At 69.0% G+C, this 21,626-nt stretch carries 21 protein-coding genes; 13 read left to right on the top strand and 8 right to left on the bottom strand.

Features of this window, described 5'->3' with window-relative positions:
• Positions 1 to 59 precede the first annotated feature (59 nt).
• Complete coding sequence (locus OG504_RS20885; RefSeq protein ID WP_405991193.1) at positions 60 to 1,337, top strand: amino acid deaminase; 1,278 nt, start codon at positions 60 to 62, stop codon at positions 1,335 to 1,337.
• A gap of 11 nt (positions 1,338 to 1,348) precedes the next feature.
• Positions 1,349 to 2,944 (top strand): amidohydrolase family protein, encoded by a 1,596-nt coding sequence (locus tag OG504_RS20890; protein ID WP_405991194.1) that lies wholly within the window; start codon positions 1,349 to 1,351, stop codon positions 2,942 to 2,944.
• Positions 2,945 to 3,015: 71 nt separating this feature from the next.
• Here OG504_RS20890 and OG504_RS20895 read toward each other — a convergent pair whose 3' ends face one another.
• Positions 3,016 to 3,852, bottom strand: a complete 837-nt coding sequence (locus OG504_RS20895; protein WP_405991195.1) for a trypsin-like serine peptidase — start codon at positions 3,850 to 3,852, stop codon at positions 3,016 to 3,018.
• Positions 3,853 to 4,032: 180 nt separating this feature from the next.
• On the opposite strand from OG504_RS20895, the gene OG504_RS20900 reads away from it, so the two are divergent.
• From OG504_RS20900 to OG504_RS20925, 6 genes are all read left to right on the top strand, one after another.
• Complete coding sequence (locus tag OG504_RS20900) at positions 4,033 to 5,244, top strand: pyridoxal phosphate-dependent aminotransferase (protein ID WP_266861472.1); 1,212 nt, start codon at positions 4,033 to 4,035, stop codon at positions 5,242 to 5,244.
• Between the two features lie 133 nt (positions 5,245 to 5,377).
• The gene (locus OG504_RS20905; protein ID WP_405991196.1) at positions 5,378 to 5,779 is read left to right on the top strand and encodes a hypothetical protein; all 402 of its coding nucleotides are present in this window, start codon (positions 5,378 to 5,380) and stop codon (positions 5,777 to 5,779) included.
• Between the two features lie 217 nt (positions 5,780 to 5,996).
• Positions 5,997 to 7,076 carry a substrate-binding domain-containing protein gene (locus OG504_RS20910; protein WP_405991197.1) on the top strand — a complete coding sequence of 360 codons (1,080 nt, stop codon included), beginning with the start codon at positions 5,997 to 5,999 and terminating at the stop codon, positions 7,074 to 7,076.
• Positions 7,077 to 7,090: 14 nt separating this feature from the next.
• Complete coding sequence (locus OG504_RS20915; RefSeq protein WP_405991198.1) at positions 7,091 to 8,308, top strand: toxic anion resistance protein; 1,218 nt, start codon at positions 7,091 to 7,093, stop codon at positions 8,306 to 8,308.
• Positions 8,305 to 9,846 carry a substrate-binding domain-containing protein gene (locus OG504_RS20920; protein ID WP_405991199.1) on the top strand — a complete coding sequence of 514 codons (1,542 nt, stop codon included), beginning with the start codon at positions 8,305 to 8,307 and terminating at the stop codon, positions 9,844 to 9,846. Before OG504_RS20915 ends, OG504_RS20920 begins: the two co-directional genes overlap by 4 nt.
• Entirely contained in the window at positions 9,833 to 10,444 is a 612-nt protein-coding gene (locus OG504_RS20925) for a hypothetical protein (protein ID WP_405991200.1), read from the top strand. Before OG504_RS20920 ends, OG504_RS20925 begins: the two co-directional genes overlap by 14 nt.
• A 22-nt stretch (positions 10,445 to 10,466) precedes the next feature.
• Here the strand turns inward: OG504_RS20925 and OG504_RS20930 are convergent, their stop codons facing one another.
• The 7 genes from OG504_RS20930 to OG504_RS20960 all read right to left on the bottom strand — a co-directional run bounded on the left by OG504_RS20930 (position 10,467) and on the right by OG504_RS20960 (position 17,713).
• On the bottom strand, positions 10,467 to 11,630 hold the full coding sequence (locus OG504_RS20930; protein ID WP_405991201.1) for a hypothetical protein: 1,164 nt from the start codon (positions 11,628 to 11,630) through the stop codon (positions 10,467 to 10,469).
• Positions 11,627 to 12,418 (bottom strand): PP2C family serine/threonine-protein phosphatase, encoded by a 792-nt coding sequence (locus OG504_RS20935; RefSeq protein WP_405991202.1) that lies wholly within the window; start codon positions 12,416 to 12,418, stop codon positions 11,627 to 11,629. The genes OG504_RS20930 and OG504_RS20935 overlap by 4 nt, the downstream gene beginning before the upstream one ends.
• 3 nt (positions 12,419 to 12,421) lie before the next feature.
• On the bottom strand, positions 12,422 to 13,183 hold the full coding sequence (locus tag OG504_RS20940; RefSeq protein WP_365305379.1) for a VWA domain-containing protein: 762 nt from the start codon (positions 13,181 to 13,183) through the stop codon (positions 12,422 to 12,424).
• A 32-nt stretch (positions 13,184 to 13,215) separates the two neighbouring features.
• The gene (locus tag OG504_RS20945) at positions 13,216 to 14,124 is read right to left on the bottom strand and encodes a hypothetical protein (RefSeq protein ID WP_405991203.1); all 909 of its coding nucleotides are present in this window, start codon (positions 14,122 to 14,124) and stop codon (positions 13,216 to 13,218) included.
• Between the two features lie 80 nt (positions 14,125 to 14,204).
• Positions 14,205 to 14,666, bottom strand: coding sequence for a hypothetical protein (locus tag OG504_RS20950; protein WP_390157573.1), 462 nt, complete (start codon positions 14,664 to 14,666; stop codon positions 14,205 to 14,207).
• Entirely contained in the window at positions 14,653 to 15,636 is a 984-nt protein-coding gene (locus OG504_RS20955) for a serine/threonine-protein kinase (protein WP_405991204.1), read from the bottom strand. Before OG504_RS20955 ends, OG504_RS20950 begins: the two co-directional genes overlap by 14 nt.
• Positions 15,637 to 15,889: 253 nt before the next feature.
• Positions 15,890 to 17,713 (bottom strand): phosphoenolpyruvate carboxykinase (GTP), encoded by a 1,824-nt coding sequence (locus OG504_RS20960; protein ID WP_405991205.1) that lies wholly within the window; start codon positions 17,711 to 17,713, stop codon positions 15,890 to 15,892.
• 329 nt (positions 17,714 to 18,042) lie between these two features.
• Between OG504_RS20960 and OG504_RS20965 the strand changes: the two genes are divergently transcribed.
• The 5 genes from OG504_RS20965 (at position 18,043) to OG504_RS20985 (ending at position 21,610) form a co-directional block, all read left to right on the top strand.
• On the top strand, positions 18,043 to 18,756 hold the full coding sequence (locus OG504_RS20965; protein WP_405991206.1) for a hemolysin III family protein: 714 nt from the start codon (positions 18,043 to 18,045) through the stop codon (positions 18,754 to 18,756).
• 145 nt (positions 18,757 to 18,901) lie between these two features.
• On the top strand, positions 18,902 to 20,482 hold the full coding sequence (locus OG504_RS20970; protein WP_405991207.1) for a DHA2 family efflux MFS transporter permease subunit: 1,581 nt from the start codon (positions 18,902 to 18,904) through the stop codon (positions 20,480 to 20,482).
• Positions 20,479 to 21,111 (top strand): TetR/AcrR family transcriptional regulator, encoded by a 633-nt coding sequence (locus OG504_RS20975; protein ID WP_405991208.1) that lies wholly within the window; start codon positions 20,479 to 20,481, stop codon positions 21,109 to 21,111. The genes OG504_RS20970 and OG504_RS20975 overlap by 4 nt, the downstream gene beginning before the upstream one ends.
• 6 nt (positions 21,112 to 21,117) lie before the next feature.
• Positions 21,118 to 21,327 carry a hypothetical protein gene (locus tag OG504_RS20980; RefSeq protein ID WP_405991209.1) on the top strand — a complete coding sequence of 70 codons (210 nt, stop codon included), beginning with the start codon at positions 21,118 to 21,120 and terminating at the stop codon, positions 21,325 to 21,327.
• A 13-nt stretch (positions 21,328 to 21,340) separates the two neighbouring features.
• Positions 21,341 to 21,610, top strand: a complete 270-nt coding sequence (locus OG504_RS20985) for a type II toxin-antitoxin system RelE/ParE family toxin (protein ID WP_405991210.1) — start codon at positions 21,341 to 21,343, stop codon at positions 21,608 to 21,610.
• Positions 21,611 to 21,626 lie beyond the last annotated feature (16 nt).

Here is a 21,626-nt window from a genome sequence, read left to right on the forward strand (position 1 = left end):
TAAGCGATATACGCAATGAATGTTGCAGGGATTGCAACACTCCAGCTCAGGGAGGCCCCATGGTCCGCGACTCCGGTACCGAAGCGCTCGCCCGGCTCGCCGGGGAACGCGTCGACCACCGCTTCAAGGGCCTCCCCCCGGACGCGGACGGCCTCACCGTCACCGAGCTGGCGGCCCAGCGCCGCAACCTCTTCACCGGCGGTTTCACCACCCCGGTCCTCGCCCTCTCCGCCGAGCGCCTGGACCACAACCTCCGCCTCATGGAGACGTACGCGACCCGCCACGGCCTCGCCTTCGCCCCGCACGGCAAGACCTCCATGGCCCCTCAGCTCTTCCACCGCCAACTGGCCCACGGCGCCTGGGGCATCACCCTCGCGGTCCCCCACCAGATGCGCGTGGCAAGGCAGTTCGGAATCGGCAGCATCTTCCTCGCGAACGAACTGGTCGACCCGGCGGCCCTGAAGTGGATCTCCTCCGAACTGGACGCCGACGAGGACTTCCGCTTCATCTGCTACGTCGACTCCGTGCGCGGCGTCGAGTTGATGGACGCGGCCCTGCGCGGCGCCGCCCGCCCGCTGGACGTCGTCGTCGAACTGGCCGCCGGCGAGGGCGCCCGCACCGGCGTGCGCACGGAGGCGGAGTGCGCGGCGGTCGCGGACGCGGTGGCCGCCGTAGGGACACTGCGGTTGGTGGGGGTCGCCGGGTACGAGGGAGAGGTGCCGGAGGCGGATCCGGAGCGGGTGCACGCGTGGCTGCGGCGACTGACCTCCCTGGCCGTGGAGTTCGACAAGGGCGGACGTTTTCAGGGAGTTGACGAGATCGTCGTCAGCGCGGGTGGCAGCGCGTGGTTCGACGCGGTGGCCGACGTCTTCGCCGAACTGCCCGAACTCTCGCTCCCCGCGCTGAAGTTGCTGCGCTCGGGCGCCTACGTCTCGCACGACGACGGCCACTACCGCGAGATCACCCCCTTCACCCGCATCCCCGAGGAGGGCGCCCTGGAGCCCGCGTTCCGGCTCTGGGCGCAGATCGTCTCCCGCCCCTCCCCCGAGCAGGCCTTCGCCAACGCGGGCAAGCGGGACGCGGCCTACGACCTCGACCTCCCCGTCGCCCAGGTCGTCCGCCGCGACGGCACCGAGCGCCCGGCGACCGGCGTCGAGGTGACGGGGCTGTCCGACCAGCACGCCTGGCTGCGGACGGCCCCGGAGGCGGACCTTGAGGTGGGTGACTGGATCGGCCTGGGCCTGTCCCACCCCTGCACGTCCTTCGACAAGTGGCAGTTGATCCCGGTGGCGGAGGCGGACGGGACGGTCGTCGACTACATCCGTACGTTCTTCTAGGAGGCGCCGGTATGGAGGAACTCGTCATCCGGGACGCGGACGTCGTGGACGGCTCCGGCGCGCCCTCGTACCGCGCCGATGTGGTCATCGACGGCGGCCGGATCGTCTCGATCGTGCAGGAGGCCGCGGCGGCGGGCTGCCAACGCCCCAAGGCACGCCGGGAGTTGGATGCGGAGGGCCTGACCCTCTCCCCCGGCTTCATCGACATGCACGCCCACAGCGACCTCGCCCTGCTCCGCGACCCGGACCACAGCGCCAAGGCCGCACAGGGGGTGACCCTCGAAGTCATCGGCCAGGACGGGCTGTCGTACGCCCCCGTGGACGACCGCACACTCGCGGAGGTGCGCCGGGCGATCGCCGGCTGGAACGGGTACGGCGACGACATCGACTTCGACTGGCGTTCGGTGGGCGAGTACTTGGACCGACTGGACTCCGGTTTCGAGGGCCGGGGCATCGCGGTCAACGCGGCCTACTTGATCCCGCAGGGCACGGTCCGCATGCTCGCCGTCGGCTGGGAGGACCGGGAGGCGACACCTCAAGAGCTGGACCGGATGCGGCAGTTGGTCGCCGAGGGCATGGAACAGGGCGCGGTCGGCATGTCGTCCGGGCTCACCTACACCCCCGGCATGTACGCCAAGGACGCCGAACTCACCGAACTCTGCCGGGTGGTGGCGTCGTACGGCGGCTACTACTGCCCGCACCACCGCTCGTACGGCGCGGGTGCGCTGGAGGCGTACAAGGAGATGGTGGAGCTGAGCCGCGAGGCGGGCTGCTCCCTCCATCTGGCCCACGCCACCATGAACTTCGGCGTGAACGAGGGCCGCGCGCCGGAACTCCTGTCCCTCCTGGACGAGGCACTGGCGACCGGCGCGGACATCAGCCTCGACACGTACCCCTACACCCCCGGCTGCACAACTCTCGTGGCGATGCTGCCGAGTTGGGCGAGCGAGGGCGGCCCGGAGGAGATCCTGAAGCGCCTGGCGGACGACGAGACCGCCGACCGTATCCGCCACCACCTGGAGGTGATCGGCTCGGACGGCTGCCACGGGGTGCCGATGGAGTGGGACACGATCGAGATCGCGGGGGTCGAGAATCCCGAACTGTCGGACTACGTGGGCCGCCGCCTCGACAGCTGGACCACGGCCCGCCACCTTCTCCTGTCCGACCGACTCGCCCCGTCGATCCTCCAGCACGTGGGCCACGAGGAGAACGTCCGCCGGATCATGCGGCACCGCGTCCACACCGGCGGCTCCGACGGCATCCTCCAGGGCGCGAAGCCGCATCCGCGGGCGTACGGCACGTTCCCGCGCTATCTCGGCCACTACGTACGGGAGTTGGGCCTCCTGTCCCTGGAGGAGTGCGTGTCCCACCTGACGTCCCGCCCGGCTGCCCGCCTGCGCCTGCCGGACCGGGGCCTGGTCAAGGAGGGCTACCGCGCGGACCTGGTGTTGTTCAACCCCGCGACGGTGGCAGCGGGTTCAACATTCGAGGAGCCCCGCAGACTCCCGGCAGGCATCCCCCACGTACTGATCGACGGCCGCTTCGTGATCGAAGCCGGCCACCGAACAAACGAACTCCCGGGCAGATCAATCCGCCGCACCCCATAACGCCCTGCTTTCAAGGGGCGCGGGGAACTGCGCGACCAGCCCCCACGCACCCGCAGCCAAGAAACGACCCACTACGGCTTAGGCAGGGTGCACCCAGACGCGCTAAGGCTGAGCACGTTCGCCGAGGTGAAGCAGCCCGGGATGTTGTAGGTCTCCTCGGCGTAATTGATGCCCTCGCGAACCGTCACCGTCCCGTTCTCATCAACCTCACACGGATTGTCGACCGTGCAGGTCTCCCCGTCCTCGTTACCCGTGTTGTTGACCGCGACGACCTGCCCGGTGCTGGTGTCGATCACCGGAGACCCCGACGTACCCCCGATGGTGTTGCACGCGGAGGTGTAACGGACCGAGTCCTTCCAGGTCCAGTCCCCCTCCTTCAGCCGGTACACGAACCCGTCGATGCTGCAGCTGTAGATCGTCTTCCAGTACCCGGAGACGACCTTGATCGCGGTGCCGGCGGTCGGGTGCGTGGCGCTGACGGTGAGCGGGCTGATGCCGTACGCGCTCTTGATCGCCGCGTACGTCGTGGTCGTGCGGTAGATCGTCACGTCGGTGTCGGTCATCGTCGAGTAGACGACCTGGTTGGCGCGGAGCGTGGCGACCTTGGTGCCGGCCGAGTTCAGCAGCCCGAAGGTACGGCTGGAGGACTGACCGGTGATGACCTCGCCGGGCTCCGGGAAGCCGGTCTCCAGGCAGTGGCCGTTGGTCATGACCAGCGCCGGAGCGGTGTCGGTCGAGTTCGGGAAGCGGATGACCGAGCCGGAGCAGTTGCTGAGCGAGACGATGCCGGCGAAGTCGACGGTCACCGCGGCGGCCTTCGGCGCCACCTGGGGTGCGGCGACCGCGGGTGCCACGCCCGCCCCGGCGATGGCCAGGGTGGAGAGCGCGGCAAGGAGAGGCTTGTTCATGTGGGGGTCCCCTCTTATGACGAGACGACCGGAGATCTTCCGGCCGCCGTCTTTTTGTCATGAGCATTGTGATCGTTGAGAGGGGAGGGGGCAAGGAGCGGTTTCCGGCCGTTCGCGACGGTGTCTCATGTGGCGGAAAGCACGAGCCAAGTCTCGTTACCGCGCCGTAAGCTCACCGACATGCAGGTGATCCAGTCGACCAAGCTCTCCAACGTCTGTTACGAGATCCGGGGCCCGGTTCTCGAAGAGGCGATGCGTCTGGAAGCGGCAGGCCACCGCATCCTGAAGCTGAACACCGGCAACCCGGCCGCGTTCGGGTTCGAGTGCCCGCCCGAGATCCTGGAGGACATCCTCCGGAACGTGTCGTCGGCGCACGGGTACGGCGACGCGAAGGGGCTGCTGGCCGCCCGCCGCGCGGTCGTCATGCACAACCAGACCCTGGGCATCGAGACGGACGTGGAGCACGTCTTCATCGGCAACGGCGTCTCCGAACTGATCGTCATGGCGATGCAGGGCCTGCTCGACGACGGGGACGAGGTCCTCGTACCGTCGCCGGACTACCCGCTGTGGACCGCCGCCGTCTCGCTCTCCGGCGGGACCGCCGTCCACTACCGCTGCGACGAGCAGTCCGACTGGATGCCCGACCTCGCCGACGTGGAGCGCAAGGTCTCCGACCGCACCAAGGCGATCGTCATCATCAACCCGAACAACCCCACCGGCGCCGTGTACGACGAGGAGATGATCAAGGGCCTCACCGACATCGCCCGCCGCCACAATCTCCTCGTCTGCTCGGACGAGATCTACGACAAGATCCTCTACGACGGCGCCACGCACACCCCGACCGCGAAGGTCGCCCCGGACCTGCTGACCCTCACCTTCAACGGGATGTCGAAGGCGTACCGGGTGGCCGGATACCGGGTCGGGTGGATGTCGATCTCGGGGCCGCGCGCGCACGCCGACTCCTACATCGAGGGCCTGACGATCCTGGCCAATATGCGGCTCTGCGCGAACATGCCCGGGCAGCACGGGGTCGTCGCCGCGCTCAGTGGGCGGCAGACCATCAACGACCTGGTGCTTCCGGGCGGGCGGTTGAAGGAACAGCGGGATGTCGCGTACGAGCTGCTGACCCAGATCCCGGGTGTGACCTGCGTGAAACCGAAGGGGGCGCTGTATCTGTTCCCGCGGCTGGATCCGCAGGTCTTCAAGGTCAAGGACGACCGGCAGCTCGTGCTGGACCTGCTGCGCCAGGAGAAGATCATGGTCGTGCACGGCACCGGGTTCAACTGGTCCGAGCCCGACCACTTCCGGGTCGTGACGCTGCCGTCGGTCGGGGATCTGCGGGACGCGGTGACGCGGATCGGGAACTTCCTGGACGGGTACAGCCAGCCGTAAACGGTGGTGGAGCCCGCCGTAAACCTCTCGGCCCGGTTTTCTTGGGGTTCTTCCGGCCAATTTTTCGGCCAGCACAACTTTAGACGAGATCTAAGCTAGGATGGTTTCCTGTCTGAGCACAGGAGACCATGCCATGTACGAACCGATCCGCACGAAGTCGGTCCACAGCACGGTGGCCCGCACACCTTCCTCCGATTTTCCGCATCGGTCGCGTGAGGAGGAGCTGGATATTCAGCTTGCGGGGCATCTTGCCGCACTGCTTGCGGTGACTGATGAACTGCGGGCGCTGGAGCCGTCCGATGAGCTGGATGTGGCTGCGGAGAGGCTTGCCGGGCAGTTGACGCGGTTGCGGGGGGCTTCGCCTAGCCGGGCGTTGTCCGCGGCCGCGTCTACGTCCCGTTTGGACGCCCTGCACCAGCGGGCGCACGCGCTTGCCGGGCGGGCGTTGGTTGTTGCTGCGTCCCGGGCTGATACTGCGGCGGCGATTTTGTCTGCCGAGCGGATGGATGCGCATGCGGTGACTGCGGTCGCCTGAGCTGCGGTGCCTAGTCGCCGTAGGGGTTCTGTGTTCTTGCGGGTGCGCGCCCGTCGTGGCTGGTCGCGCCCACGCGGCGGAGCCGCAGATCGATACAGCCCCGCGCCCCTAAAAACGGGGCGCTGCCCTTAGCCCGTGTTGATCCGGGACCCGGCCGACACCTCCCGTTCATCCCTTTCCTCGGGGAATGTTGGGTTCCGCGAGCACGCTGCCCCTCGTGAGACGTATCGCGGGAATCGTCCTTGCGGTGTTGCTGATCGGTGGCGTGGTGGCAGCCGTCGTAGCGGGCCGGGACAACGGGGACAAGGGCACGGCAACGAAGACCGTGCGTGGTGTGATCGGTTCGGAGAAGGCGGACTTCTTCGCCGATCCCGATGTGGTGAAGGCCCTCGCCGCCAAGGGCTTCACCGTGAAGACGGAGACCTCCGGGTCCTGGGCCATGGAGGGGCTCGACCTCAAGGGGTACGACTTCGCCTTCCCCTCCAGTCAGGCGCCGGCCGACGCGCTCGCCGACAAGTACAAGGTGCAGCAGCCGTTGCCGCGCCCCTTCTACTCGCCGCTCGTCGTCGTCGCCCACCGCAGCGCCGCCCAGGTGCTCGCGGACAACGGGCTCGCCACGCTGGACAGCCGCAAGGATCGCGGCACGCTGAAGATGGCCGCCTATCTCGATGCCGCCAAGCGGGATCTGACCTGGCAGCAGCTCAAGGGGGCTGACAAACACGGTGAGTTGACCGGCACCCTCTACATCGCCACCACCGATCCCGAGACCTCCAACTCGGGGGCCCTGTACCTCGCCGCCGCTTCCTACGTCGCCAACGGCGGGCGGGTGGCGGCCAGTAGCGCCGATGTGGATCGCACCGCGCCGCTCATGCACAAACTCATCAGCGTGCAGGGGGCCCAACAGTCCAGCTCCGACGCGCCGTTCAGGGACTTCATCAGCGGCGCCGGCAATCCGCTGGTCCTCGTCTACGAGTCGCAGGTGGCCTCACTGCTCCTCGACAAGCAGCCGGTCGGCGATCTCGTCGTGCTCTACCCGGACACCACGGCCAACAGCGACCACACCGTCGTGCCGCTCACCCCGGAGGGCCGCGAGCTGGGTCAACTCCTCAGCAGCGACCCGACGTTGCGCAAGCTCGCCGTACGGCACGGGTTCCGGCCGCAGGGTGACACCGCCGAGTTCGTCGCGGCCACCGCCGCCCACTCCAGCTATCTCAACCAGACGCTGACCGGCGTCCGGCAGGCGCCCGTGCCCACCTCGAAGGTGCTGCACGACATGGCGCGCCGGGCGCGCGGTTGAACGGGGGGAACCACATGAGCAGCAGCTTCAACACCAGCCAGAACAGCAGTCAGCAAACCCAGAGCGGGGACGACGTCTTCACCCTCACCCCGCCGGAGGCCGTCGCGCCGGTGCCCAAGGAGAAGGCCGGCGGGCTTGTGCCCGTGGACGACAGTGTCCGTACGGACATGGCGCAGAAGGCCGCCGCCTACGTCGAGGGGCTTGCCTCGCTCGACGCCCGCTCGCCCGAGTTCGCGGGCAAGGTCGGGGAGATCACCGCGCTCGGTGCCGGTGAGATGCGCACCGCGACCGCGCAGTCCAACCGGATGCTGGAGCGGACCGTGCGGAGTCTGCCGTCGAAGGGCGGGGACGCTCAGTCACAGGTCGCCGGGTCGCTCGTCGAACTCCGGCGTGTGGTCGAGGACTTGGACCCGCGTGACCTGCCCGCCTCCAAGGGGCGGAAGTTCCTGTCCCGGCTGCCGGGCGGCAACAAGCTGCGCGACCACGTCGCCAAGTACGCCTCCGCGCAGGGGACTCTCAACAAGATCGTGGGCTCTCTCCGCGGCGGCCAGGACGAACTCCGGCGCGACAACGCGGCGTTGCAGACCGAGCGGGTCCGCCTCTGGGAGACCATGGGCAAGCTCCAGGAGTACGTCGTCCTCACCCAGGCCCTCGACACCGCCGTCGAGCAGCACATCACCGGCGTCGAGGCCGCCGACCCGAGCCAGGCCGACACCCTGCGCGCGGACGTCCTCTTCCCGGTCCGGCAGAAGCACCAGGACCTGCTGACCCAGCTCGCGGTGTGCGCGCAGGGCTACTTGGCGATGGACGTCGTACGGCGCAACAACGACGAGCTGATCAAGGGCGTCGACCGGGCGGCGACGACCACCGTCTCCGCCCTCCGGATCTCCGTCATGCTCGCCTCCGCACTCGACAACCAGCGCAAGGTCGTCGACCAGGTCAACGCCCTGCGCGGCACGACCGAGGACCTCATCCGGGGCAACGCCGAGATGCTCTCCACGCAGAGCGGCGAGATCCAGCGCATCGCGGCCGACCCGGCGGTGGGCGCGGAGACGCTCCGCACGGCCTTCCAGCAGATCTACCGCACGCTCGACGCGATCGACACCTACAAGGTCCAGGCGACCGAGGTGATGGCGGCGACCGTCGAGTCCCTGACGTCCGAACTCCAGAACGCCGGCACGTACTTGGAGCGGAGCCGGTCGCAGAGCGCCCTGGAAGGAGGTCTCGGATGAGACGTCTCCTCGCTCTCGCCCTCGGCACGGCCGCGCTGCTCACCGCGTGCACGTCGTCGGCCCATGACACGAAGGCCGAGACCGACAACGCACCCCGGCCCGGCACCCTTCGCGTCCTCGCCTCCAGCGAACTCAGCGACATGACCCCGGTGTTCGACCAGGTCCGCAAGGACACCGGCATCACGATCCGCCCCACCTACATGGGCACCCTCGACGCGGTGGACCTGCTGGCGAAGGGCGAGGTCGACGGGCAGTACGACGCTCTGTGGCTGTCGTCGAACGACTATCTGCGGCTACGGCCCGACGCGGCGAAGAAGGTCGTCTCGGAGACCTCGATCATGTCGAGCCCCGTCGCGATCGGCGTCAAGACCGCCACCGTGCAGAAGCTGGGCTGGACCCCGGACAAGGTCACCTGGTCGCAGCTCGAACAGGCCGTCCAGGACGGCAGGTTGACCTACGGCATGACGGATCCGGCGCGCTCCAACTCCGGTTTCTCGACCCTCATTTCCGTCGCCTCCGCGCTCTCCGGCGCCCAGTCGGCGCTCACCGACGCGGACGTCACCAAGGCGACTCCCCGGCTGAAGGAGTTCTTCAAGGGGCAGAAGCTGACGTCGGGTTCGTCGGGCTGGCTGGCGACGGCCTACCAACGCCGGGGAAACGTCGACGCGTTGCTCAACTACGAGTCCGTCCTCAAGGGCATCCCGGGCCTGACGGTGATCCGTCCGAGCGACGGAGTCGTCACCGCCGACTACCCGTTGACGTCCCTCGCCTCGACGGACGCCACGACCCGCGAGAACGTCCGGCGCGTGACGACGGACCTGCGCACGGACGCCCTCCAGAAGTTGATCACCACCCGCACCCACCGCCGCCCGGTCGTCACCTCCGTACCGCCCGCGTCCGGCCTGGACACCAGCCGACGGCGTGAACTCCCCTTCCCCGGCAGCCAGTCCGTCGCCGACGGCCTCCTCGACTCGTACGAGAACAAACTGCGTCGGCCCTCGCGGACCGTCTACGTGCTCGACACCTCGGGCTCGATGGACGGCGACCGGCTGTCCCGGCTGAAGAAGGCCCTCACCGATCTGACCGGGGACTTCCGGCAGCGCGAGGAGGTCACGCTGATGCCGTTCGGGTCGGCGGTGAAGAGCGTCAAAACGCATGTGGTGAGCCCGAGCGATCCGCAGGCCGGGCTGAATGCGATCCGTAAGGACACCAAGGCGCTGAGCGCCGACGGGAACACCGCGATCTACACCTCGCTGGAGAAGGCCTACGAGCACCTCGGCACCGGCGGCGACACGTTCACCTCGATCGTGCTGATGACCGACGGCGAGAACACGACCGGCGCCAAGGCGAAGGACTTCGACGGCTTCTACGGCCAACTCCCCACCGCCCAGCGGGACATCCCCGTCTTCCCCATCCTCTTCGGCGACTCGGACAAGGCGGAGCTCCAGCACATCGCCGACCTGACCGGCGGCCGGCTCTTCGACGCCCAACAGGGCTCGCTGGACGGCGCCTTCGAGGAGATCCGTGGCTACCAGTAAGTTCCTGGGCTACTTGGAGTCCCGCAAGAACCTCACCGGCAGCGCGTGCGGGCTCGTCGGGCTGGTGCTGACGTTCGTGGGCGTGGCCGGGCCGTACTGGCCGGTCGTGGTCGTCGGGCTGTACGGCGCGGGTGCATTGATCGCCCCGCCGGAGCGGCCGGCACTCCCCGACTTCCCGGACCCGTCCGCCCAACTGGAGGAACTCCGCGACGACTTCGAGAAGCTCGGCGGCTATCTGGCGGACATCGAGCTGCCGCCTGCCGCCGCCGGCCGGCTCACCGAGCTGAACCAACTCCTCGCCGGGCTCCTCGATCCGCAGGTCACCCACGATCTCGCGCAGGACCCGGAGGGCGTGCACATCCTGTCGCGGGCGATCCGGCAGGACGTACCGGAGGCGGTCGACACGTTCGTACGGACGCGGTGGTGGACTCGGTTGGCGCCGGGCACCGAGCCTCCTGAGCGGCATCTGGAACGGCAGTTGACGGTGCTTCAGGAGGAGGCGCAAGGGTTGGCGGCCAACCTGCGGGAAGTCGAAGCGCGGCGGCAGGAGTCGCACACGCGGTATCTGGAGGACCGGGGGCGTTCGCAGAACGGCTGAACCTTCTGAACAGCTGGACTTCTCAGAGCAGTTGAAGCAGGACTATCAGCAGGAGGAGCGCCAGCAATACGGCGCCTGCCACCTTCAGCGGGCCCATGCCGTGCTCCGACTCCGGTGCGGTCGCCGGAGATACCACCGGCACCGCAGGCCGCACCGGCACGTTGAACACGTCATGTCCCGTCACCGCCGCCCGCGTGCACCACGGGCAGGTCGGTAGATGGGAGCCGTAGGAATGCAAGGGCCGTTGCGGGCAGACCTGTACCCGCGAGCGCTCCTGGTCCAGGGCGCGTAGCCAGACTTCCGGGGTGGGGCGGGCGGACGGGGCGTGGACGCCCGCGCCGAACGCCGTGTGGGCCAGGGTGAGGAGGCCCGGCGGGAGGACCGAGGGGTCGACGGTGCCACGGGGGATGACGACCGCCTCGGGGCGGACGACGTAGGAGACGCTCGCGGCGATGTTGTCCTTGACCGTCGACTCGGGGGTGCTGTCGTGCGGGACTCCGCCGAAGGGGTGGTTGCCGGCCGTGAGGAGCTGGTAAATGAGCACCGCCAGCGCGAAGTTGTCGCTCTCCTCGGTGGCCGCGGCGCCCGACTGGCGTTCCGGTGAGGAGTAGTCGGTCGTGTGCATCAGGCAGGGGAAGGGCTCGCCGGTGACCGGGTCGGTGAAGGCGATGGAGTCGCAGTCGAGGAACGTGACGAAGCCGTTGGCGTCGACGACGACGTTGCTCGACGAGAAGTCGCCGATGACGAGCTGGTCGTAGTGCATGCGGGCCGTCATGAACGCGAGGTTCCAGGCGACGCCGAGCAGGAAGCGCCAGTCGGCTCGGTCGCCGAAGAGGCGGAGGCGCTGGGCGCGGGTGAACAGGCCCACCAGCTGGACGTGTTGGGGTTCGCCGAAGCGGCGCATGGCGTAGCCGAGGAACGTGTCGTCGGGGCCGCGGGCGATGGCGGTGGGCCAGGCGAGTTCGGGGGGCTGGTTGGCGTCCGTGGGGCGGGCCGCCAGGGGTGACATGGTCAGCATGCGGGCCAGGCGGCGCTCCAAGTCCGGGCCCGGGCGGTCCCGGTAGAGCTTGACGACGATCGTGTCGTCGCCCTCGACGGGGAAGACGGCCGCCTGTCCGCCGCCCTTGAGCGGGAGTTCGGCGAGGGTGACCTGCTTGCCGTCCAGGTAGACCGTGCGGCCGGTCACGGGGTCACCGTGCGCACGGCTCGCAGCAGGGTCTTGTCGTCGGCATTGAGGCTGGTCAGCCGGTCCGACCTGAGGAGGGCGGCGAGGCTCTCGTGCGCTTTGTCGGTCACCGGGCCCGGGGTGTCGAGGGAGCCCAACACCGCGTCCACGAAAGAGGTGTTGGGCTGCGGCGGGCCGCCGCCGGAGAGCGACAGGGCGGCCTGCGTGAGGCCGTCGGTGGAGAGCAGGACGCCGTCGACGCGCGGGTCCGCCACACAGTCGGTGCGCAGTCGGCGGGGCGCGTCGGGCGAGGTGAGGAAGACGGTCTCGTTGCTGTACTCGCTGACGGCGGGCGGCTGCGGGAGGAGGTGGAACTGCCGTTCCCCGTCCTCCGTTCCGGCGCGGACCACGACGAAGCCGTCGCCGACGCTGAGATGGCCGAGCCAGCCGGGGGTGAGGACGACGACGGTGAGGGTGGTGGCGTAGTCGGGGGCGGTGCTGCCGTAGGTGTCCAGGAAGATCTTGGACACATCGTCGAAGGCGTCCGCGAGCAGGTCGTGGACCTCCTGACCCGGCGGGCAGCCGGACGCGGCGGCCGCCCGGCGCCGGAAGTGCTCGGCCGCCAACTCGACGGCGTGCAGGGCCCCTTGGTCGGAGTGCGGGCGGCTGCCCGCGCCGTCCGCGACCGCGAGGACGGACACGGACGCCGAGGCCGTGTAGGTGCAGGCGTCCTGGCAGGGCGTTCCGGTGCGGCGGTGCCGGTAGCCCTCGACGCTCAGGCCGTGGATGCGCCAGGGCGATTCGGCCACCGCTCAGCTCTCCCAGGCCGGGCGCTGGGTCTTGAACTGGCTGAAGATCTTCTCGAAGACCTCGTCGCCCGCGCCCTTCTGCTCGGCGTTCGCGCTGGCCGACATCATCTGCAGCAGCTCGCGGAACGGGAAACCCTGGATGCGCGCGTTGAACTTCGGCGCGAACGCCTGGAGCACCTGCTCGCCGCGGTCGGTGATGCCGCCGACGCCGATCGCGTACAGCCGGAAACGGCGGGCCTGTTGCTCGTCGGCGAGGACGGGCAGCAGCCGGTGCCAGGAGTCGGTCATGTGGCCGGTGGCGTCGGTGGGGAGACCGTCGGTGACCAGGCAGATCTGCGGGCGGTAGTACTGGAGTCCGGAGGCGCGCAGCTCCGCCTTGCGGGCCGCGACGACATGCATGGCCAGCTCCAGCGCCTCCGTCATCAGGGTGACCCCGGACGCGGTGAACCGGGGTGCCTGGAAGGCGTGCGCTGGCACGAAGGGGCTCAACGGGGCGCGCGGGTCGAGGAGTTGGGGTCCGCGCCAGGCGCCGACGCCCCGGCCGCCGAAGGTGATCACGGCGACCTCGACGCTGTAGCTGAGGGAGACGTCGTCGTGGAGTTCCCGGGTCCACTCGGCGAGCGCGTCGTTGAGGGTCTGGATCGGCGCGCCCGCCATGGAGCTCGACGTGTCCAGGCACAGCACGAGCGGCAGCCGTTGCGCGTTGTTCTCGAACTCGATGTCGGCGTACTCCGCCGGCATCGTGGGCGGGTATTCGCTGTGCATGGCGTCTCCTGGTCGAGCGAGCGGTACGGGGGTCACGAGGTGCCGCGCGCGTGGTGCCGGGCGGCGGGCGGGAAGGCGTACAGGACGTCGGAGTCGGCTTCGTGGGCGTCGGTGACCTCGACGTACGCGCCGGGGACGGGCGGGGTGCGGTCGGGTTCGGCCCACACCGCGCGGTACAGGACGTGGTCGAGTTCGACGTAGCCCTGCGGGTGAAGTGCCGTACGGACCACGGCTGTTCGGGACGGGCCGGTGCGGGGGCCGACCTGGCGGCCGTAGGAGGACGGGGCGGGTGCGGGCGGGACGGGGCGCAGTCGGGCGGTGGTCTCGGCGGGGGTCTCCTCGGAGCGCATCTCCGTGGCGCCTGCGAGGGCCGGGGTGCGGGAGCGGCGGACCGCGAGGAGGAGGGCCAGGAGCAGGAGGAGGAGTACGGCGGTCAGGGCGAGGAGCAGGACGCGCGTGTGGTCCGTGGACTTGTGTCCGCCGAGTTCGGCGACGCCCACCTTCTTGTCGATCAGTTGGCCGCCGGTGAGCGAGGACTTCTTGAGCGCCTTGCACAAGTCGTCGTCGCAGGCGGGGAGTTCGGCCAGTGTCCTGTCGTCCAGCCGGTCGATCCGGGCGTCCCGGTCGACCAGCGCATGGCCGGCCAGGACGATCAGCGCGCTGCCGCCCTGCCCGGTGTGGGCGCCGGCCGGTACCTGTACCCGGAGGTTCTTGAGGTCCCGGCGGACGGCGGCCCGGCCGCCCTTCTGACCGGCGTCGAAGCCCAGCGGCTTGTTCAGCGTGACCGTGACCACGGCCCCGTCGTCCAGCGCGTCCTGCCAACAGCCGAGCCGCGTCGGAAAGTTCTTGCCGCAGTCCGCGCGGGCCGCGGCCGCCGGCCCCGCCGGAATCACCGCGATCAACAAGCCGAACAGCAGGACAGTGAACAACGTATGTCTCATGACGACCCCCCGTTGGCGCCCATAGTGGAGCCAACAGGCGGGTGGCCGAAAGGGGTTGACTGAGAATGCTCAATTCACTTCTACAGCTGGAAAACCTGATGACAACGGGTGAACATCTGTCGCGCCCGTTCCACCCAATCACTGGCCAGAACATCGAAATCGGCCTGGGAGATCCGGCAGGTCAGCGGGAGGTCGCAGACCCCGGCGAGGCATGGTCTGGGTCCGCGCACGTCCCACACCGAGAGCATGGGATTCAGCTGTTCGGTGTTCCACGCGTTCGACGCGGCGGCGGCGATCGCCAATTGATCCTTGCGCAGAGAATGACCGTCGGTGACAAAGGCGACAAGGAGTCTTTTCGTGGTCATGAAACGCACGGTGAGCGTACGCCCGGACGCCTCTAGATCGAATTGCAGAGAAACGGAATCGACCTCGCTCTCGACGTGGTAATTCCGGCGGGCACCCCAGGTGTGGGTCAACTGCCGCCAGGACGAGCCGATGTCGTAGTCCCGGCCGGGCGGGAGGGAGGCCTCAGGCGTCGCCACGGGCCACCGCCTGCGCGATCATGTCGTCGGTGAGGCCCGCGTCCAGCAGGGCCTGCGCGTGCAGCAGCAGACAGGACGGCACCGGCAGGCTGGTGCCGCCCCCGCGGCGGGCCGCCAGTTCACTGCGGCGGACCTCGATCGTGCGGGCCACGGCCGGTGGCGGCCAGGTCGCGGGGCGCGGCTGCGCCAGCAACTCGCCCAGCAGGACGGCCAGTCGGGGCCGGTCCCCGGGCAGCTTCGCCAGACACCGTGCGAGCAGCGGCCGTATCCCCGGTGGTACGCCGTCCAGTTCGGGTGCGCGGTGCACGACCCGCAGGCTCACCGCCTCGCCCGTGCCGAAGGGCGGGCGGCCGGTCAGCGCGTACACCAGGACGCCGCCGAGGGAGAACACGTCGCTGGGCGGGCCGATCTGACCCGCCGTCATCTGCTCCGGGGACATGAACGGCGGGGTGCCGACCACGATTCCGGCCTGGGTGAGGCTCGGGGCGCCCTCGACGCGGGAGATGCCGAAGTCGATGACACGGGGGCCGTCGGAGGCGAGCAGCACATTGGCGGGCTTGAGGTCGCGGTGGACGAGGTTGGCCGCGTGGATCGCCTGGAGCGCCTCGACGAGGAACGCGCCGAGCCTGCGGACCTGGGCCTCGGGCAGCGGCCCGTCCGATCTGACGGCCTCGGCGAGGGACGGACCGGGCACGTACATCGTTGCCAGCCAAGGGAGTTCGGCCTCGGTGTCGGCGTCGACGACGGCCGCGGTGTAGGCGCCGCTGACCAGCCGGGCGGCGGCGACCTCGCGGGCGAAGCGCTCGCGGAACTCGCGCTCCGCGGCCAGTTCGGGCCGTACGACCTTCACCGCCACCTCACGCCCGGCCGGTGAGCGGCCGAGATACACCCAGCCCATCCCGCCGGAGCCGAGCCGCCCGGTGATCCGGTACGGCCCCACGCTCAGGGGATCGCTGACCGGTGTGCGCACCCCGCTCACCTCACTTCGGGGTTCGTTGCAGGTTGTCCCGAGTGTCCCCCGAAATCCCGTCTTGGGCAGGGGGGATGCGCGAAATGGCGGTCAGAGGTGCGCCGTAGGTGCTCGGTGGTGTAACGGCAACGGGCAGGGTCCCGCACGCCGTTGTGCGGGACCCTGCCCGTTGTGCTGGCACCGCGGCCGGCCTGTGACGACATTGCTGGTCAGGGCACAATCGGCGGCCGGCCGCGGAGTTTTCGGCGGGTGTCTAACCCAGGCGCTCCACCAGCGCGCGGTACTCGTCCCACAGTTCCTTCGGGGTGTGGTCGCCGAAGGTGTTGAGGTGGTCGGGGACCAGGGCGGCCTCCTCGCGCCACACGTCCTTGTCGACGGTGAGCAGGAAGTCCAGGTCGGACTCGGAGAGTTCGAGCCCCTTGGTGTCGAGGGCACCCTTGGCCGGCAGCACGCCGATCGGGGTCTCGACGCCCTCGGCGCGGCCGTCGAGACGGTCCACGATCCACTTCAGGACCCGGCTGTTCTCACCGAAGCCCGGCCACACGAACTTGCCCGCGTCGTTCTTGCGGAACCAGTTCACGTAGTAGATCTTCGGCAGCGTCGCCTGGTCGCGGCCCTTGGCCACATCGACCCAATGGCCCATGTAGTCACCCATGTTGTAGCCGCAGAACGGCAGCATGGCGAAGGGGTCGCGGCGCAGCTCGCCGACCTTGCCCTCGGCGGCGGCGGTCTTCTCGGAGGCCACGTTGGCGCCGAGGAAGACACCGTGGTTCCAGTCGAAGGACTCCGTCACCAGCGGTACGGCCGAGGCACGCCGGCCGCCGAACAGGATCGCCGAGATCGGCACGCCCTTGGGGTCCTCCCACTCGGGCGCGATGATCGGGCACTGCGAAGCGGGCACCGTGAAGCGGGCGTTGGGGTGCGCGGCGGGCGAACCGGACTCCGGCGTCCAGGAGTTGCCCTTCCAGTCCGTGAGGTGGGCCGGAGTCTCCTCCGTCATGCCCTCCCACCAGATGTCGTTGTCGTCGGTCAACGCCACGTTGGTGAAGACGGAGTTGCCCCACAGCGTCTTCATCGCGTTGGCGTTGGTGTGCTCGCCGGTGCCGGGCGCGACGCCGAAGAAACCGGCCTCGGGGTTGATCGCGTAGAGCCGGCCGTCCTCCCCGAACCGCATCCAGGCGATGTCGTCACCGATCGTCTCGACGGTCCAGCCGGAGATGGTGGGCTCCAGCATCGCGAGGTTCGTCTTGCCGCAGGCACTCGGGAAAGCGGCGGCGACGTACTTCGAACCGCCCTGCGGCGGGGTGAGTTTGAGGATCAGCATGTGCTCGGCCAGCCAGCCCTCGTCCCGTGCCATCACGGAGGCGATGCGCAGGGCGTAGCACTTCTTGCCCAACAGCGCGTTGCCGCCGTAGCCGGAGCCGTAGGACCAGATCTCGCGGGACTCGGGGAAGTGCGAGATGTACTTGGTGGAGTTGCACGGCCACGGCACGTCCGTCTCACCCTCGGCCAGCGGTGCTCCGAGCGTGTGCACAGCACGCACGAAGAAGCCGTCGGTACCGAGTTCGTCGAGGACGGGCTGTCCCATGCGGGTCATGGTGCGCATGGAGACGGCGACGTAGGCGGAGTCGGTGATCTCGACGCCGATCGCGGAGAGGTCCGAACCGAGGGGGCCCATGCAGAACGGGACGACGTACATCGTCCGGCCCTTCATGGAGCCGCGGAAGATGCCCTGTTCTCCCGCGAAGATCTCCCGCATTTCGTCGGGAGCCTTCCAGTGGTTGGTGGGACCCGCGTCCTGCTCCTGCTCGGAGCAGATGAACGTCCTGTCCTCGACCCGGGCGACATCGGTCGGGTCGGAGGCGGCGTAGTACGAGTTGGGGCGCTTGATCGGGTCGAGCTTCTTGAAGGTGCCCTTTTGGACGAGCTCCTCGCTGAGCCGCTCGTACTCCGCTTCGGATCCGTCACACCAGACCACGCTGTCCGGCTGGGTCAGTTCGGCGATCTCGTTGACCCACGAGATCAGTTCCTTGTGCTCGGTTGGGATGACGGGGGGAGCCGCGATGTCGCGCGCCACGATTGCTCCTATGATGAGGGATTTTGTCCTTGTTGCCCCGTGGGGGCCGCGACCCGGATGCTTCACGATGGTCGATCTTGGCGCTCATCCGGTGCCGACCGCACTCATTTGATCATCCGACGCGTCCGCCCATATGTCCAGAGGGCCTCACATACGAGCGACGTGAGGATCGCCACTCATCAGCCACTCATCGACATGTTTTCCGTGCGTCACCACCGGTTCACCCCGGGTACCCGGAGGTCGGCCACGCATGAGAGAGTGGCCACTTCTGACCCCTCATCTCGCCGCACTGATACGTAACTTACGGTTCCGTAGGTACGATTGAGCGCATGACTGCGTCCGTCCCCGACGCGCCCACGGACACGCCGACAGACGGCCACGGTCCCTCCGCGCTCCCTCTCCCCGACCACGTCAAACCGAAGTTGCGCGGCTGGCTGCACCTAGGGATGTTCCCGGCCGTCCTCGTCTCGGGCCTGGTGCTCACCGCCCTCGCCGACACGCCCCGGGCCCGTATCGCCTGCGGGATCTTCGCCCTGACGGCCTGCCTGCTCTTCGGGGTCAGCGCCCTGTACCACCGGGGCGACTGGAGCCCGCGCATGGACGGCATCCTGCGCAGACTCGACCACGCCAACATCTTCCTGATCATCGCGGGCACGTACACGCCCCTGACGATGCTGCTGCTGCCGGGCGCCAAGGGCGAATGGCTGCTGTGGAGCATCTGGGGCGCGGCGGCGGCGGGCATCGCCTTCCGCGTCTTCTGGGTCGGCGCACCGCGCTGGCTCTACACCCCCTGCTACATCGCGATGGGCTGGGCGGCCGTCTTCTTCCTGCCCGACTTCATGCGCACGGGCGGCATCGCCGTCCTGGTCCTGGTGGTCGTCGGCGGACTGCTCTACAGCGCGGGCGGCGTGATCTACGGCATCAAGCGCCCGAACCCGTCACCGCGCTGGTTCGGTTTCCACGAGGTCTTCCACTCGCTCACGGTGGCGGCGTTCCTCGTCCACTACGTGGGGATCTCACTGGTGGCGTACCAGCACGGGTAGCACCTGAGACACCTTCTCCTCATGGCCACGGCTTTCGAGCCGTGGCCATTTTTCATGCCCGTTTTCCTGCCGGGCGCCCGATCGCCATGTTTTGACAGCAGATCTCGGTTGACATCAACCACCTTTTGAGAGCTACTCTCATTTCATGGCTACTGTCACTCAACCCGACGACGTGCGACGCGACCCGCGCCGCTGGTGGGCCCTCGGGGCCCTGGTCGCGAGCATGCTCACGCTCGGCTTCGACACGACGATCCTCAATGTCGCCCTGCCCACGATGGCGGGCGAACTCGGCGCCACCACCGGCCAGCAGCAGTGGATGGCCGACTCCTACGTCATCGTCTTCGCCGCGCTGATGCTCCCGGCGGGCCTGCTCGGCGACCGCTTCGGCCGGCGCAAGATGCTGATCGCGGGGCTCGGCATCTTCCTCGCCGGTTCCGTGGCGGGCGCCCTGGCCGGCGACGTCAACTGGGTCATCGCGGCCCGCACGGTAATGGGCGTCGGCGCGGCCCTGGTCACCCCGCTCGCCCTGTCCGTGCTGCCCTCACTCTTCGGCCCCGACGAGCGCACCAAGGCCGTCGGCATCATCTCCGCGGCCTCGTCGCTCGGGCTGCCGCTCGGCCCGATCATCGGCGGCTGGCTGCTCAACCACTTCTGGTGGGGCTCGGTCTTCCTGGTCAACATCCCGATGGCCGCGATCGGCATAGCGGCCTGCGTCTTCCTGCTGCCCGAGACCAAGGACCCCGCCTCTCCCAGGGTCGACACCCTCTCCACGGCCTTCACGGCGGCCGGCCTCGGCGCCCTCATCTACGCCATCATCGAGGCGCCCAGCCGCGGTTGGGGCGACCCGCTGATCGTGGGCATGCTCGTCGGAGCCGCGATCCTCATCGCCGCGCTCGTGCTGCGCGAACGGCGCATGGAACGCCCCATGCTCGACATGACCCTGCTCAGGCACCGCGGCTTCCTCTTCAGCTCGATCGCGGCGACCCTCGTCATGTTCGTCCTGTCCGGCCTGCTGTTCGTGCTCCCGCAGTACCTCCAGGCGGTGCTCGGCAACGACGCGCTCGGCACCGGCGTCCGGCTGCTGCCCATGATGGGCGGCCTGATCGTCGCGGCCCGGGCCGCACAGCCGCTCGTCAACAAGTTCGGCTCCCGTGCCGTGGTCTGCGCGGGCCTGGTGGTCCTGGCCTTCGCCGCCCTGCTCGGCAGCCGTACGACGGTCGACTCCGGCTACGGATTCACCGCGCTGTGGCTGTCCATCACCGGGTTCGGCTTCGGCTTCTCGATCGTCCCCGCGATGGACGGCGCGCTGGGTGCGCTGCCCCGCGACCGGGCCGGCAGCGGCGCCGGGCTCCTGATGACCATGCGCCAGGTCGGCGCCGCGATCGGCATCGCCCTGCTGGGCAGCCTCCTCGCCAGCACCTTCCGCGACCGCCTCGACGTCACGGGCCTGCCCGCGAAGGCGGCGGACACGGCCGGCGAGTCCGTCGTAGCGGCACACATGGTCGCGCAGAAGACGGGCTCGGCAGACCTCGTGGCCTCCGCGAACAGCGCCTACGTCCACGGCATGGGCCTGGTCCTGCTGGTGTGCGGCGTCGCGGCCCTGGTCACCGCGCTGCTGTCCGCGGCGTTCCTGCCGAACACGCCGGCCGCCCCCTCCAAGCAGGAGGAGGCGGAGGAAGACCCGGCCACCGCCGTGGCCATCGCTCTGGCGGATGCCGGACAATGAGCACCATGACGGCAACACCCTCCCCCTTCAGCCCCGCCGACCGCCCCCAACTGGGCCTCCGCGAGCGCAAGAAGATCAAGACCCGCGAGGCGATCCGCACCGCGACGTACGCACTGGTCAAGGAACAGGGGTACGACGCGACGACGATCGAGCAGATCGCCGAGCGCGCCGAGGTGTCGCCGTCGACGGTCTTCCGCTACTTCCCCACCAAGGAAGACATCGTCATCACGGACGAGTTCGACCCGATCATCATGGAGGAACTGCGGGCCCGCCCCGCCGACGAACCATGGATGGTCACCCTCAGGTACGTCATCCGCAAGGCCCTCCAGTTCGGCCTCAAGGAGGACCAGGAGATCTCCCGCCTCCGCTCCCACCTCATGGTCCAGGTCCCGGCCGTGCGCTCACGGATGATGGAGAGCATGTCGGTCACCGGCAACATGCTCTGCCAAGCCATCGCGGAACGCACCGGCCGGGACCCGGAGAGCCTGGAGGTACGGGTCTACGCGATGTCCATCGTCGGCGGCCTGATGGAGACGTCCTTGTACTGGGCGGAGAGCGGCCACCAGGGGGAACTCTCGGACCTGATGGAGCGGGCGATGGATGTACTGGAGCACGGGCTTTCCGAATGAACCCGGGTGTACGTCCGGCACATTCGTGACCCGAGCGAGCCGACGACCGAGAAGGAGGGCGTCGACATCGACGAGTACGGACGCCTGCGTGAACGCGAAGAGCAGGCCGAGGACGCAAGGCTGAACCGCCTGGCGGACAAGGCGGAAGCCGAGGGGCGCGACGGCTCCGTCTCCCTTGAGGAGATGGCCGCTCTGCTCCGCTCCTACGGCGCCTGATTCCGACGGGTACGTGCCCCGATTCACGCCGCCCGCGCAGCGGGACCTGCTCAAGATTCCCCGGCCCGACGCCCTGCGCATCCTCCACCGGCTCACGGAGTTGCAGAGGGCCCTCGACGCGAACGACACCTCGGCCCTCGACATCAAGGCTCTCCAGGGGCACAACGCCCGCTGGCGCCTGCGCATCGGGGACTTCCGCGTCGTGTACACAGTCGAGGACGGCCAACTGGTCGTGTGGGTGCTGTCCGTCGGTCATCGCCGCGACGTTCATCGAAACCTGTGAGCCAGGCGTAGGCGAG

Origin of the sequence: Streptomyces sp. NBC_00986 (assembly GCF_045162565.1) — a bacterium.
GTDB lineage: Bacteria > Actinomycetota > Actinomycetes > Streptomycetales > Streptomycetaceae > Streptomyces.